Below are 12,989 nucleotides of genomic sequence, written 5' to 3'. Positions count from 1 at the left end.
GAGGCACAAGTGACGACAGAAGTTTTCGGACACGCACCGGATGGACAACCGGTTCATCGGCTAACCATTTCCAACGGGCCGCTGGCGGCCAAAATCTTAACGTGGGGCGCGGCCATTCAGGATCTGCGCATGGCTGGTCATGACGCGGCGCTTGTGATCGGCTATCGCGACTTTGACGATTATCCGGCGTATTCACCGCATCTGGGTGCAATAGCCGGTCGTTCCGCCAACCGAATCCGAGATGCTCGCTTTGTGATTGACGGCAAGAACTATCAAGTCGAAGCAAATTATTTCGGACGCCATAACCTGCACGGCGGCAGCAAAGGTCTGGGCAATCGGGTGTGGAACATCACCGGAAGCGGCTCCGATTTCGTCACGCTCGGTACCGTGGCCGCAGACGGTGAAATGGGCTTTCCGGGTAATCTCAAGGTAAGCTGCACCTATATGCTCAACGATAGCGGAGAGTTGATCGTGCGGCTGGAAGCGGTGACTGACAGGCCCACCGTCTGCAGTTTGTTGCATCACAGCTATTTCAATCTCGATGATGGTGGTGAGGGCGATATTCTCGATCACCAGCTCAAAATCAACGCCGATGCCTATATGCCGGTGGATGATGCGCTGATTCCCGATGGCCGCATATTGCCGGTGCGCGATACGGTTTATGATTTTCGTGAGTACCGACCAATCCGCCGTCAGGAAACAGGCCAGCAGATTGAATATGACATCAATTTCTGCTTGTCCGCAATGCGGGGGCCGATACGGTCATGCGCTTCGGTGAAGGCTGCGCGCTCTGGCATCCGACTCGATGTTGCAACGACCGAACCCGGTTTGCAATTCTATGCTGGCAATACCATGGCCAATGATTGTATCGGCCTGACTGGAAAGCCCTATGGCAAACATGCGGGCTTTTGTCTGGAGCCGCAGGTCTGGCCTGGTTCGCTCGAATATCCCTATTTTCCGCAGGCTATCCTGCGCCCCGGTGAAATCTACGCGCAGGAAAGCCGCTTCGCCTTTTCCAAAGAATGATTATTCACCGAAAGCGGCGCGAGCCATTTCCATCGGTGTCAGCGCACCGCGTGCTTCAACCACACGCGCTGCGACTGCATGCGCCTTTTGTGCCGCCGCCACCGGCTGAAGCCCTGCTATGCGCGCGGCGAGATAGCTTCCGTTAAAGCTGTCGCCCGCGCCTGTGGTATCCACGGCCCGTGCCGCGACAGCGGGAACTTCCGTGCGCTCGCCGTTGGCAAGCACCAATGCAGGCTCGGTCCCGTCCTTGACGACGATTTCACTCACGCCAAGTCTGCCTAGACGTTCGGCGCAAGCTGCAGCATCTTTGTCGCCAAATAGCGCCTGCTCGTCGGGGAAGGTCGGCAGTGCAATATCGGACAGCCGCATGGCTTCGCTGATGAGGTCCTGTGCGACCTTGCGATCAGGCCAGAGCTGATGGCGGAAATTCGGATCGAAGGCGATCCGGGATCCGGCGGCACGGCATTGCCGTAATATCTCAAAGAATTGCGTCCGATGCTCCGGCAGAATAATAGCAAGCGAGATGCCTGAGAAATAAATGATATCGCGTCCGGCAAGGCTCTTTTCCAGCGCTGCGTGGTCGCTGGCCAAATGTCGGGCGGCGGCTTCGCTGCGCCAATAGGTAAACGAACGTTCGGCACCCTCAAGCGTGATTGCGTAAACTCCCGGATGAAGCCCGGCAATAATCGGGCTGTGTGCAATGCCGATACCGTTCGAGGTCAAAAATACCCGCTGCTTCTGCGAAAAACTGTCTTCGCCAAAGGCGCTTACATAATCCACCGGCATCGCTTTGTCGGCAAGCGCACGCACATACCATGCCGTATTAAGCGTATCGCCGGCAAAGCCCATGCGCCATTGGTCACCATTTTCGCCCGAAAGCTCGATCATGCATTCCCCGATGGAAGCAAAGCCGCTCATATTGATCTCCTCACTTGCAATGTCAGAGGCCTATACCAATTTGCAGCGATGTAAAATTGCTTTGTTAGTTGGGGAATGTCATCAACGCTTTATCGACTTGCCACAATCCTGCTATAACGGTCCGCCAGCCGCATCGAGCCGTAGATTTTCAGTCGTGCGAAGGCTTTCATAGCAAGGAATTTGATATGCGTTATGCGATTTATTACACGCCGCCATCAAGCGACGCGCTTTTGAAAGTTGCCGCCAACTGGCTGGGTCGCAACGCCTTTAGCGGGGAGGCCGTCAAAGCTCCGGCGATTCGCTCGTTCGCCCCGGCAGAAATCGTAAATCTCACCGAAGAACCCCGCCGTTACGGCTTTCACGGTACGATGAAAGCGCCTTTCCGGCTCAAAGACGGTTTTACGGAAAACGATCTTCTGTCAGCGCTGATGCATTTCACCTCTGCTGCCTTGCCTGTGACTATCCCGCGCCTTGTACTAAAGGGCATCGGCCCTTTTTTTGCGCTCGTGCCGCAAGAACCTGTGGCTGAACTCAATCAACTGGCCAATGATGTCGTGGTGGCGTTTGATCGCTTTCGTGCGCCACTAAGTGATGCTGAAATCGCCAGACGTCGTCCCGAACGTCTAAGCGAAGCACAACGTCACAATCTGGAGCGCTGGGGTTATCCCTATGTTTTTGAAGAATTCCGTTTTCACATGACGCTGACCGGACCGGTCGATGAACAGGATCGCCCGCGCATCGAACGCAGGCTGGACGAGTTTTTCGCGCCCTTGCTTGACGATTCGGTAGAGATATCCAATCTTGCCCTGTTCGTGGAGCCGGAAAAAGGTACACCTTTTGAGATACACTCGCTGCATCCGCTGACGGGCGGTGAAAAGAAGGTCCGCGCTCTGCGACCAGTGGGAAGGCCGTAATCGATAATGACTGAAACTATTTTGCGCAATGCGCGCATTGTTCTTGGCCGTGAAGTGATCGACGGCACCATCAGGATTTTGGACGGCACGATTGCCGATATCTCCAGCGGACCTTCTGCCATCGGTGAGGATTTGGAGGGCGATTTTTTGACGCCTGGGCTGGTCGAATTGCATACAGATCACCTGGAAGGCCATTATGCACCGCGACCCAAGGTGCGCTGGAACCCGATTGCCGCCGTGCAGGCACATGACGCACAGATTGCCGCCTCCGGCATCACCACGGTTTTCGATGCCTTGCGTATTGGTCTTGATGACGATGCTCCGACCAATATCGACGACATGCTAAAGCTTTCTACAGCCATTGCGCAGGGACGTGAGGCAGGGCGGTTGCGCGCCGATCATTTTCTACATATGCGCTGCGAGGTTTCAGCACCCGATTGTCTCGACGCGTTCGAGCGCTTTGGAGCGCATCCGCTGATCCGGTTGGTGTCGCTGATGGATCATGCCCCCGGTCAGCGGCAATTCACCAATATTGACGCTTATAAGATGTATTTCCTCGGCAGGAACAAGCTTTCGGAAGAAGAATTCCGCCTCTATTGTGAGCGCCGCATCGGCCAGTCACAGCAATATGCGGACAGGAACCGTAAGGCTATTGCCGAGCTTTGCCATGAGCGTGGTATTATTCTGGCAAGTCATGACGATGCAACGACCGGTCACGTGGCAGAAGCCCATGCTCAGGGCATTCGCGTGGCCGAGTTTCCAACAACCCACGCTGCGGCCGAGGCCTCGAAACAGGCAGGCATGTCGGTTCTTATGGGCGCGCCGAATGTGGTGCGCGGCGGTTCGCATTCCGGCAACGTTTCGGCGCGTGAACTGGTTGAGGCGGGACATCTCGACATTATCTCATCCGATTATATCCCGGCCAGCATGATGCAATCAGCGTTTTTTCTGGCCGATACGCTCGACCAGGTCTCGCTGCCCGATGCCATTCGGCTGGTATCCTTCAACCCGGCCCAAGCGGTGGGGCTGGATGATCGCGGCGAGATTGCTGCGGGCAAACGCGCCGATCTGGTGCGCGTGCAGATGGCTGATCACGTGCCAATCATCCGCACTGTATGGCGCGAAGGACAGCGGGTGATCTGATCAGGCTATCATCGCAAGGCCGAGCTTTCCATTTTCCTCGATGACGAGATCAAGCTCGCGATAGCTATTGATGCTTGCGCGGGATGTTTTTGGGGAATGGAGATGCGTTGCCGTCACGACGAGAACAGAAGCGCCAGCTGTCTCGCCCGCGAGAATTCCGGCCGGGGCATCCTCAAAAACCAGACAGTTGTGCGGGTTGAAGCCAAGTCTTTCAGCGCCAAGCTCAAAACATTCGGGGCTTGGCTTGCCGTGACTGACGTCTTCTGCCGAAACAATTGTTGTCGCCATGGGTAGGCCAGCCGCTGCCATACGACGTTTTGCCAACTCAAGCGGCGCGGAGGTGACGATAGCCCAGCGGTTTTGCGGCAAAGCCTTTAAAAACGCGGCAACGCCATCGATGGGATGAATGCCATCGAGATCCTGCATTTCCGCTTCCAGCAGGTTTTTGGCCTCGCGTTCCACATCCAGACCAAGGTCGAGCCTGCGAATTGTATCGGATGCGCGTACGCCATGAATGGTTGGCAAGAATGTTTCCCGATCGATGCCGTGGCCTTCAGCCCATGCGCCCCAGACGCGTTCTGTGGCAGCGATAGAGCTTAAAATCGTGCCATCCATATCAAACAGAAAAGCGTCAAAAGATTTACCAAAGGGGGAAAGTGTCACGCCGATGTCCTTGCAGGATGGAAAACGAGAATCGGGAAGAGGTTGCTGCATTCCATCATATTGTGCCAATAAGTCCAGAATTGCGACGCTATAGGGTTCGGAGCAAATTTGCTGCACTGCTGAAAATAGGTGGCAAGTCCTATATGGTACCAAGGTTTGAATACTCTCTATCATAATATCAGGAAACACAAACAAATGACTGATAATATTTCAAATTATCCTGATATAAAATTCGCCGTTGCCCCCATGATCGACTGGAGCGACCGCCATTGCCGTTTCTTTCACAGGCTCTTTTCGCACCGCGCGCTACTTTATACCGAAATGGTTGTAGCCGATGCTGCGATCCACGGGCCGCGCGAACGGCTGCTTGGTTTTGACGCTACACAACATCCGGTGGCGTTGCAGCTTGGCGGCTCCGATCCACAAAAACTTGCTGAGGCTGCCAAAATCGGAGCCGATTTTGGCTATGACGAGATCAACCTCAATGTTGGTTGCCCTTCGGATCGCGTTCAGTCGGGGACTTTTGGTGCGTGTCTGATGCTGACGCCCGATGTCGTCGGCCGCGCAATTGCGGCGATAAAAGATGCGGTGTCCGTTCCCGTGACCGTCAAGTGCCGTATTGGTGTCGATGATCAGGATACGGAAACGGCGCTGGATAATCTCGCTGATCGCGTACTCGCCGAGGGTGCGGATGCTTTATGGGTCCATGCCCGCAAGGCTTGGCTGAAAGGCCTGTCGCCCAAGGAAAACCGCGAGGTTCCACCGCTTGATTATGAGCGCGTCTATCGTCTCAAGCAGCGTCTGGGGTCGGTCTTTGTGGCAATCAATGGCGGCATTACGACATTGGATGAGGCGGAAGATCATTTAAAGCACGTCGATGCGGTGATGCTGGGGCGTGCTGCCTATCACAATCCCGCATTACTGGCCGAGGTGGATGCGCGTCTTCATGGGGAGCCGACGAGGGTTCTCGATATGGCGCAAGTGATCGATGCCATGTGCGATTATGTCGATGCGCATATAGCGTCCGGCGGCAGGCTTTCGCATATCAGTCGCCACATGGTCGGGCTTTTCAGCGGCCAGCCCGGTGCCCGACGCTGGCGGCAGATACTTTCCACCGATGCCACAAAACCCGGTGCTGGCAGCGACATTCTGCGTCAAGCCTATGAGGGTGTCATGCAAGCCTGCCATGAAGCCGCTTGAGAGATCAATCGATCAGGATCAACTGATCGCCGCGCACTGTAAAACCGTCGAGTGTTTGCAGAAAATTCATGCCGAGCAGGCTGCCGGTCATAAGACCTTCCTTTGTCACCATGGCGCGAATGTTGTGACGCTCGATATCGCCGATCTGCAATTTTGCAATCGTGATGCTGGCCGCCGTCGCCGACCCATTGGCGGTCATGATGGGGACAGTATAGCTGAGCGCGTCTGTATTAAGCCCAGCATTTTCGGCATCTTCCTTGGAGAGGACGACGGAGGATGCGCCTGTATCGACCAGAAAATGCACGCGGGCATCGTTGACGCGACCATTGACCTCGAAATGACCATTGGCTGATTTGGCGAGCGTCACGGTGAGCGAGCCTTCCGCATTGCGGCCCGAAATTGGGCTGCCGGGAATAAGGCCTGCGGTAATGCGGCTACCGACGTCCTGCAGCTCATAGCGGTATTGGTAGCCCGCGACGAGCGCGAGAATAATCACGGCCCAGACAGCCATGTTTCGCGCAAAGTCCGTCAGCTTGATACCTGACGCAAGAATACCGGACGCCAGAACAACACCCCATATGCCCATATAGGCGGTACGGGCAAAGCTATCATTGGCAAGCCCCAGTGTAGTTCCGCCATCGCTATTGGACATAAGCAGCAAAATGACGATTGCGATTGCTGCGATGATAAACCAGAAAAAACGCCCCATCAGCCCGCTTTCTTCTCAGTCAAAATTTTGTGCCTCCAAAACCTTATGGCGCTTGGGCAGAAGTGCCAGAACAGCCTTTCGCTCCTGCATGCTCATGCCCGACCATTTTGCGATTTCATCAAGAGTACGCGCACAGCCCCGACAAAGGCCGGTCGGCGTGTCCATTGTGCATACCAATATGCACGGTGATTCGATTGCCTCCATCGTCATGACTGGAATGTGGTTGTATCACAGCGCCATGACAAGGCCGACCAGCACGCCAAGCGATGCGATCTGCTGCGCGGCTCCCAGCGTGTCGCCTGTCTGTCCGCCGATTTTGACCATACACAGTTTTGAAAACCCGAACAGAAGTCCGCTGACAAGCGCCAATGAATAAATCAGCGCTGCAATGCCACCCGCAGGCCACAGCCCAATGGCGAGAATTACAAGACCCAGCCCCGCGCCATAGACAACTGTTTCCCATTCGGGCTGGCCGATGCCGTCGGCAAGTCCGCCGGGGCGGGCAGAGGGCAAGCCATGCCACAGCGCCAGCATGGCCGCGCGGCTTGCGGCTTCTGAAGCAATAAGAACAAAAACGGTGTGTCCCGGACCGAGCCGCTCAAGAATGGTCGCCAGAAGCGACGCTTTGATGCCCACCCAGACTACAAGGGTTATGGCGGCAAATGTGCCAATACGCGAATCCTTCATGATATCGAGGCGGCGTTCGCGATTTGACGCACCAAAAAACCCATCCACGGTATCGCCAAGTCCATCTTCATGCAGAGCGCCGGTCATCGCCGCAAGTGCTCCGACCGCGATAAACCCACAGGCGAGGGCTGGAAGATGCAAAGCATTCGCGATGAAAAGAGCCACGCCGCCCAGAAAGCCCAACACGCCGCCTGCAAGGGGAAATGCGCGTGTACTCGGCGGCCACGATTCGTGGCTGTGGGTATTCCAGCGCCCAAGCCACTTATCCGGAAGGGGCAAGCGGCTTAAAAAGCCCAACGACCGAATTGTGTCGCCGATCAGACCGTTTTGCTGCAACTCTTTGCTCCGCAACAATTTATCCTATCCCGTACCGCGTTATTCCCGTGCCGGGAACATTGGCGCGAAGAGGTGATTTGAAAAATCACGTCAGTGCTTATAGGACGAGCCGAAAAGATTTGCATCCTTCCTTGATCGATTGGACTGAATGATATGAGTGCAAGTGGCCTGCCTTTTGATGATTTCCGTGAACTGATCCACAATCTTCCCGGCCCCGATCTGGGCGCGGAGAGGGCTGTGCGTGAACGCGAACGGATGCTTACCAAGCCAGCAGCTTCGCTAGGGCGTCTGGAAGAGATTGCCGCATGGCTTGCAATCTGGAGCGGAAAGCGCACACCACAGATTACGCGTCCGCTGGTGGCCATATTTGCAGGCAATCACGGTGTGGCGGCCAAAAATATCACGCCTTATCCTTCAAGCGTTACGGCACAGATGGTAGAAAATTTTGCAGCCGGCGGCGCTGCGATAAACCAGTTGTGCATTGCCAATGATCTTGGCCTAAAGGTGTTCGATCTGGCACTTGAACATCCGACAGCCGATATCACTGAGGACGCAGCAATGGATGAGCGCACTTGCGCTGCGACCATGGCTTTTGGAATGGAAGCCATTGCTGGCGGTACTGATCTTCTTTGCATTGGCGAGATGGGTATCGGTAATACGACAATCGCCGCTGCCATTTCACTGGCGTTGTTTGGCGGTACGGCTGAAGACTGGGTTGGCCCCGGTACCGGCTCTACGGGTGATCAATTGCAGCGCAAGCTTGACGCCGTCAAGCAGGCCGTGAGCCTGCATCAGGCGCATCTCGGTGATCCGCTGGAGGTGCTGCGCCGTCTCGGTGGGCGTGAGATCGCCGCCATGTCAGGCGCTATTCTCGCTGCGCGCATGGAAAAGATTCCGGTCATCATCGACGGCTTTGTGGCGAGTGCTGCGGCTGCCGTGCTTTATGCGGCAAATCCGGAAGCCATCGATCATTGCCTGTTCGGCCATGTTTCCGCCGAACCGGGACATGTGCGGCTACTTGAAAAACTCGGCAAGGAGCCGTTGCTTTCACTCGGCATGCGACTTGGTGAGGGAACCGGTGCAGCACTCGCAGCCGGCATCGTCAAGGCGGCAGCACTCTGCCATAGCGGCATGGCGACTTTCGAGCAGGCCGGCGTGGCATCTTCCAAGAACTGACAAAAAAAGCCCGCCATCCGGCGGGCTTTTTTCTGATCTGCTGATGATCAATTGTTGTCCTTGTCCAGCACCATGTAATCAAGTGGTAGCTCGGTCGTGTATTTGATCTGCTCCATGGCAAACGAGGACGACACGTCACGAATCTCAATCTTGCTGATCAGTCGCTTGTAGAAAGCATCATAGGCTGCAATATCAGGGACCGCGACGCGCAGCAGATAATCAACGTCACCGCTCATACGGTAAAACTCGATAACTTCGGGGAATTCCTGCACCACTTCTGAAAAGCGCTTGAGCCATTCATGGCTATGTGACCCCGTGCGAACCGACACGAAAACCGTCACGCGTGCATTGACGCGAACGGGATCGAGAATCGCCACGCGACGCTTGATGACGCCGTCTTCTTCCAGTTTCTGGATACGGCGCCAGCACGGAGTGGTAGATAGCCCAACCTTCTTGGCCACGTCAGCCACGGCCAATGTTGCATCTTCCTGCAATAAACGCAGTATCTTTCTGTCGAGCCTATCCATGCGATTCCGTTCCCGTTTTTGGAAATCGTTTCCCGAACTTATCTAAAGTTCGAAACGTCATACCTTATGCGGTTCTACAAGAGGAAATTACAGGAAAAATATTCTTATGAGAATTGGTTCTGTAAAATTTATTTTCCCGTCTCGATAATGCTACGGATTTTGGCGCGCAGGGCGGGCACTGTTTCTGCATCAAACCATGGATTGCGTTTGAGCCAGCCGCTGTTGCGCCAGGATGGGTGCGGCAAAGGCAGTACCATGCGCCCAGTGTCATTGGGCGTTTCCGTGAAATGCCGCCAGTTTTTAACAGTTTCGGTCAGATTGCGACCGCGGTGACCGGGCAAGTGATAGGCGAGCGCATATTGCCCTATCACCAGTACGAGCTGCAATTGCGGCATCGCGGCAAAGACCCGATCGTGCCACGTCTTGCGGCATTCACGGCGCGGCGGCAGGTCGCCACCATGCTTGTCATAGCCGGGAAAGCAGAACCCCATCGGCACGATGGCGAAATGTGCGGAATCGTAAAACTCGTCGCGCGTTGTGCCGAGCCATTGCCGTAGCCGATCGCCGGATGGATCGTTGAACGGCAATGAGGTTTTATGCACACGAATGCCCGGTGCCTGCCCACAGATTGCGATGCGAGCAGAATCGGAGACGACGCATACGGGGTTGGGGTCGTGCGGCAAGGGTGGTGGAAACAGCGGCTCATCACGACAAATACGGCATTTCTTTATCGAGTGCCGGAGCTTTTCCAGATTGTGCATAGATAGTGCTCCTGCCCGCTAAAGAACAAGGCTTTTGATAGGCCCCATCAAAACAGATTGATGAAAGCGTCGATTTGCTCTCTGATATAGTCTGAGATCCGGCCAATTGCATCCGGCGCTGATCGGGCGTTCTGCTTTGCATCTTGCCCGTGGCTCTTGCGCCATGATGAAGGCTGCTCAAACTGGCCCATCCAAAGACCGCCTTTGTTAGCACGGGCCTCCGCTTCTTCACGTTTATAATCGCCATAGGCAACGGCCCAGCCCTGTTGCACCATCCAGCCGTTCAGGTCCGTGCCGGCTAGATAACAGCGCGCCAGCACACGGCCATAAATATCCTTTTCGTGTCCGTCACAACGAATCGGTGACTTACCGATTCTGGATCGCAAGATAGTGCGAGCTTCTTTACCGCATTCATAAGCTGCGCCACCACGCTCGCAACTTTGCGCAATTTCTGGCGCATCAATGCCGATAAGGCGAATACGAACATCCTCTATGATGACGGTGTCACCATCAATTACATGGGGCTTGCCTTGAAAAGATATGGAAGGCGATGTTTCTTTTTGAATATGAAGAGTGATTAGGATTAGCAAAAGGAAAATTAGTAAAGTCAAATAGATGTCGAGTTTTCTTCTCAAAATCCTTTTGCTTTTGGAGTGGTGATTTCCTTTACGGCTTTGTCGGTATGGGCGTCTTTGGCCGCGCATGAGATCCGGCTTTGCCTTTTCAAATTTGTACGGCCTGCAAGCCGGAGGCGGGGTAATTTAAAGCGTGCAAGGAAAGAGTTGCACTCGTTTTACCCGGGATAACTACAATCTGTTTGTTGTCAAACGGCAACAGTCTTTACTGTTACTTTAGGCTACAAGGAGTGCAATAAAATTCTGCCTATTTCCCGCCACAAAGGGACATCATTCGTGATGAGAGGCAGGAGCCAGTTAAAATTTGAAGCCGCAGGAACGGGCAGGAATGATCTGGAGCGCGTGGTTGCATAAAACAGCATTTGCAGGCGGGAGAAGTCTTGCCGCAACGTCCACGATTCCAGACAGTAACAGGCGGGCTTTTTTCGGCCAAGATCGGGACGCAGTCTTGACGAAAAGCCGGGTTATTCTGCGTTTAGTCAAAATACATCCCTTGGAATTGGGTGTCTTGCGAGAAAGACAGACCCTTATGGTGAAAGACCAGCATTGTGATGCGTAGTCGCAGTTTTTCATATTCCCTTGTTGCCGCGGCTGTTGGTTTTACCATTGCCTGCGGCAGTGCCTTTGCTTTCGATCTGAACGACGACTCCGAAAAATCCCGTAGCCCGTTCGAACTCTTCAAATTCGGTTTTTCCGCTTACAAGAGTGGGCACAAGGACGAAGCCGTCAAGGCATTGCGTTATGCTGCCGAACGCGGACACCAGGGCGCAAAATGGAAACTGGCGCGCATGTATGCCGATGGCGACGGCGTGGCGGAAAACGATTACGAAGCCTATCAGATTTTTGAGAAAATCGTTCGTGAGGGCTCTGAACCTGGTTCGGAGAACGATTCTTATGTCGCGGATGCACTTGTCGCGCTTGCAGGTTATGCAAAACGCGGCATTCCCGGCACACCGGTAAGGGCAGACCTTGGTGTCGCGCGTGATCTTTATGTGCAGGCGGCGGCGAATTTCGGCGATCCTGACGCGCAATATGCGCTGGGCAAAATGCTCCTCAATGGTGAAGGCGGCGAGCAGAATTCCGTTCAGGCCGCACGCTGGTTCCAGTTGGCTGCTAAAAAAGGCAATGCAAGCGCGCAGGCCGAATTCGGCAATATGTTGTTTCAGGCTGGTAAGACAGTTCGCGGCCTTGCGCTTATGACGGCGGCATTCGAGCGTTGCCCGATAGAAGACTGCTCGCGCATCCGCGACATGCAGGAACAGGCCTTTTCCATCGCTGGTGAAGCCGATCGCCGCAATGCGGTTGCTCTTTCCAGCAATTATATCGCAAAAGGCGACTTCTGATTCTTTTCAATAAAATCAACTCATTGAAATAATAAATTCAGATTTTTGTTAAGATTATAAAGACAGAGTGACCGTCACAGGCACGTGATCCGATGGTCTTTCCCAGCCGCGTACATGTTTTTCAATTTCTACCGATTGAAAATGACAGGCAGCTTCTGGCGACAGCATCAGGTGATCAATGCGGATGCCGTTGTTTTTCTGCCATGCACCCGCTTGATAATCCCAGAAAGAATAAAGTCCGTTATCATCGGTCGTGGCGCGGATGGCGTCAGTGAAACCAAGATTTTCCAGCCTTCTGAAGGCTTGGCGTGACTGCGGCTGAAACAGCGCGTCACCAAGCCAGTTCTGTGGATTTTTTGCATCCTGCGGTTCCGGAATGACGTTGTAGTCACCGGCCAGAATCAATGGCTCTTCAAGAGCGAGACGGTGTTGCGCCCATCTTTCCAGGCGTTGCATCCATGAGAGCTTATAGGGGAATTTTTCAGTATCGATGGGGTTGCCGTTTGGCAAATAGAGAGAAACGATGCGAATAACGCCTTTATCAGTTGAATAGACGCCTTCGATAAAGCGCGCCTGTTCGTCCATATCGTCGCCATCGAGACCGCGATTGATCTCATCGGGGGATTTTTTCGACAGCAGAGCAACGCCGTTAAAACCTTTTTGGCCGTGGGTTTCGACGTGATATCCCAGCGCTTCGATTTCAAGACGGGGAAACTGCTCGTCGACCGATTTGATTTCTTGCAAGCAGGCGATATCCGGATCGGACTCTTTGAGCCAATGCTGAAGATTATCGATGCGCGCTTTGACGCCGTTGATGTTCCATGTCGAAATTTTCATGGCCTATGATTAGGCGCTCACGCAAATGAGGGCAAGCGGCGCTTGGCGCACATCACAGCAATCATATTCTCTAAAACACGCCTCGCCAAAGTGGGAACCGGTTTGGAGCGACGC

General features: G+C 54.3%; 15 protein-coding genes. 6 read left to right on the top strand and 9 right to left on the bottom strand.

Annotation, left to right across the window (positions count from 1 at the left end):
- Positions 1–9: 9 nt before the first annotated feature.
- Positions 10–1,026 carry an aldose epimerase family protein gene (locus tag AAIB41_RS04115; protein WP_343314343.1) on the top strand — a complete coding sequence of 339 codons (1,017 nt, stop codon included), beginning with the start codon at positions 10–12 and terminating at the stop codon, positions 1,024–1,026.
- On the opposite strand, the gene AAIB41_RS04110 is transcribed toward AAIB41_RS04115, so the two are convergent.
- The gene (locus tag AAIB41_RS04110) at positions 1,027–1,944 is read right to left on the bottom strand and encodes a sugar kinase (protein WP_343314342.1); all 918 of its coding nucleotides are present in this window, start codon (positions 1,942–1,944) and stop codon (positions 1,027–1,029) included.
- 185 nt (positions 1,945–2,129) lie between these two features.
- Between AAIB41_RS04110 and AAIB41_RS04105 the strand changes: the two genes are divergently transcribed.
- Together AAIB41_RS04105 and AAIB41_RS04100 are read left to right on the top strand one after the other, a co-directional pair.
- The gene (locus AAIB41_RS04105; RefSeq protein WP_343314341.1) at positions 2,130–2,858 is read left to right on the top strand and encodes a DUF1045 domain-containing protein; all 729 of its coding nucleotides are present in this window, start codon (positions 2,130–2,132) and stop codon (positions 2,856–2,858) included.
- 3 nt (positions 2,859–2,861) lie between these two features.
- The gene (locus AAIB41_RS04100) at positions 2,862–4,001 is read left to right on the top strand and encodes an alpha-D-ribose 1-methylphosphonate 5-triphosphate diphosphatase (RefSeq protein ID WP_343314809.1); all 1,140 of its coding nucleotides are present in this window, start codon (positions 2,862–2,864) and stop codon (positions 3,999–4,001) included.
- Here AAIB41_RS04100 and AAIB41_RS04095 read toward each other — a convergent pair whose 3' ends face one another.
- Positions 4,002–4,664, bottom strand: coding sequence for an HAD-IA family hydrolase (locus AAIB41_RS04095; RefSeq protein ID WP_343314340.1), 663 nt, complete (start codon positions 4,662–4,664; stop codon positions 4,002–4,004).
- Between the two features lie 195 nt (positions 4,665–4,859).
- Here AAIB41_RS04095 and dusA point away from each other — a divergent pair, with 195 nt between their 5' ends.
- Positions 4,860–5,864, top strand: a complete 1,005-nt coding sequence (dusA, locus tag AAIB41_RS04090; RefSeq protein ID WP_343314339.1) for a tRNA dihydrouridine(20/20a) synthase DusA — start codon at positions 4,860–4,862, stop codon at positions 5,862–5,864.
- Positions 5,865–5,868: 4 nt separating this feature from the next.
- On the opposite strand, the gene AAIB41_RS04085 is transcribed toward dusA, so the two are convergent.
- From AAIB41_RS04085 to AAIB41_RS04075, 3 genes are read right to left on the bottom strand one after another with little or no spacing between them, the layout of a single operon-like run.
- Positions 5,869–6,573 carry a TIGR02281 family clan AA aspartic protease gene (locus AAIB41_RS04085; protein ID WP_343314338.1) on the bottom strand — a complete coding sequence of 235 codons (705 nt, stop codon included), beginning with the start codon at positions 6,571–6,573 and terminating at the stop codon, positions 5,869–5,871.
- Positions 6,574–6,588: 15 nt separating this feature from the next.
- Positions 6,589–6,783, bottom strand: a complete 195-nt coding sequence (locus tag AAIB41_RS04080; RefSeq protein ID WP_343314337.1) for a DUF1289 domain-containing protein — start codon at positions 6,781–6,783, stop codon at positions 6,589–6,591.
- An 18-nt stretch (positions 6,784–6,801) separates the two neighbouring features.
- A complete protein-coding gene (locus AAIB41_RS04075; RefSeq protein WP_343314808.1) occupies positions 6,802–7,596 on the bottom strand; it encodes an adenosylcobinamide-GDP ribazoletransferase in 795 nt (264 codons plus the stop codon).
- A 153-nt stretch (positions 7,597–7,749) separates the two neighbouring features.
- Here AAIB41_RS04075 and cobT point away from each other — a divergent pair, with 153 nt between their 5' ends.
- Entirely contained in the window at positions 7,750–8,772 is a 1,023-nt protein-coding gene (gene cobT, locus AAIB41_RS04070) for a nicotinate-nucleotide--dimethylbenzimidazole phosphoribosyltransferase (protein WP_343314336.1), read from the top strand.
- Positions 8,773–8,819: 47 nt separating this feature from the next.
- On the opposite strand, the gene AAIB41_RS04065 is transcribed toward cobT, so the two are convergent.
- The 3 genes from AAIB41_RS04065 to AAIB41_RS04055 all read right to left on the bottom strand — a co-directional run bounded on the left by AAIB41_RS04065 (position 8,820) and on the right by AAIB41_RS04055 (position 10,764).
- A complete protein-coding gene (locus AAIB41_RS04065; protein ID WP_343314335.1) occupies positions 8,820–9,299 on the bottom strand; it encodes an Lrp/AsnC family transcriptional regulator in 480 nt (159 codons plus the stop codon).
- A gap of 128 nt (positions 9,300–9,427) precedes the next feature.
- Entirely contained in the window at positions 9,428–10,060 is a 633-nt protein-coding gene (locus AAIB41_RS04060; RefSeq protein WP_343314334.1) for a uracil-DNA glycosylase family protein, read from the bottom strand.
- A 47-nt stretch (positions 10,061–10,107) separates the two neighbouring features.
- On the bottom strand, positions 10,108–10,764 hold the full coding sequence (locus tag AAIB41_RS04055) for a thermonuclease family protein (RefSeq protein WP_343314333.1): 657 nt from the start codon (positions 10,762–10,764) through the stop codon (positions 10,108–10,110).
- A gap of 482 nt (positions 10,765–11,246) precedes the next feature.
- Here AAIB41_RS04055 and AAIB41_RS04050 point away from each other — a divergent pair, with 482 nt between their 5' ends.
- On the top strand, positions 11,247–12,038 hold the full coding sequence (locus AAIB41_RS04050; protein ID WP_343314332.1) for a tetratricopeptide repeat protein: 792 nt from the start codon (positions 11,247–11,249) through the stop codon (positions 12,036–12,038).
- Between the two features lie 54 nt (positions 12,039–12,092).
- On the opposite strand, the gene xth is transcribed toward AAIB41_RS04050, so the two are convergent.
- Positions 12,093–12,875: an exodeoxyribonuclease III gene (gene xth / locus AAIB41_RS04045; protein WP_343314331.1), complete on the bottom strand. Its 783-nt coding sequence runs from the start codon at positions 12,873–12,875 to the stop codon at positions 12,093–12,095.
- Positions 12,876–12,989 lie beyond the last annotated feature (114 nt).

Origin of the sequence: Brucella sp. BE17, from assembly GCF_039545455.1 — a bacterium.
Lineage (GTDB): Bacteria > Pseudomonadota > Alphaproteobacteria > Rhizobiales > Rhizobiaceae > Brucella.
This window is presented reverse-complemented; position numbering and strand designations above follow the sequence as displayed.

Excerpts from the sequence above, each read along its gene's own strand:
- AAIB41_RS04055 (WP_343314333.1), bottom strand. The coding sequence starts at position 10,764 with ATGCGCGGCCAAAGACGCCCATACCGACAAAGCCGTAAAGGAAATCAC.
- AAIB41_RS04065 (WP_343314335.1), bottom strand. The coding sequence starts at position 9,299 with ATGGATAGGCTCGACAGAAAGATACTGCGTTTATTGCAGGAAGATGCA.
- AAIB41_RS04085 (WP_343314338.1), bottom strand. The coding sequence starts at position 6,573 with ATGGGGCGTTTTTTCTGGTTTATCATCGCAGCAATCGCAATCGTCATT.
- AAIB41_RS04105 (WP_343314341.1), top strand. The coding sequence starts at position 2,130 with ATGCGTTATGCGATTTATTACACGCCGCCATCAAGCGACGCGCTTTTG.
- AAIB41_RS04110 (WP_343314342.1), bottom strand. The coding sequence starts at position 1,944 with ATGAGCGGCTTTGCTTCCATCGGGGAATGCATGATCGAGCTTTCGGGC.
- dusA (WP_343314339.1), top strand. The coding sequence starts at position 4,860 with ATGACTGATAATATTTCAAATTATCCTGATATAAAATTCGCCGTTGCC.
- xth (WP_343314331.1), bottom strand. The coding sequence starts at position 12,875 with ATGAAAATTTCGACATGGAACATCAACGGCGTCAAAGCGCGCATCGAT.
- AAIB41_RS04080 (WP_343314337.1), bottom strand. The coding sequence starts at position 6,783 with ATGACGATGGAGGCAATCGAATCACCGTGCATATTGGTATGCACAATG.
- AAIB41_RS04060 (WP_343314334.1), bottom strand. The coding sequence starts at position 10,060 with ATGCACAATCTGGAAAAGCTCCGGCACTCGATAAAGAAATGCCGTATT.
- cobT (WP_343314336.1), top strand. The coding sequence starts at position 7,750 with ATGAGTGCAAGTGGCCTGCCTTTTGATGATTTCCGTGAACTGATCCAC.
- AAIB41_RS04050 (WP_343314332.1), top strand. The coding sequence starts at position 11,247 with ATGCGTAGTCGCAGTTTTTCATATTCCCTTGTTGCCGCGGCTGTTGGT.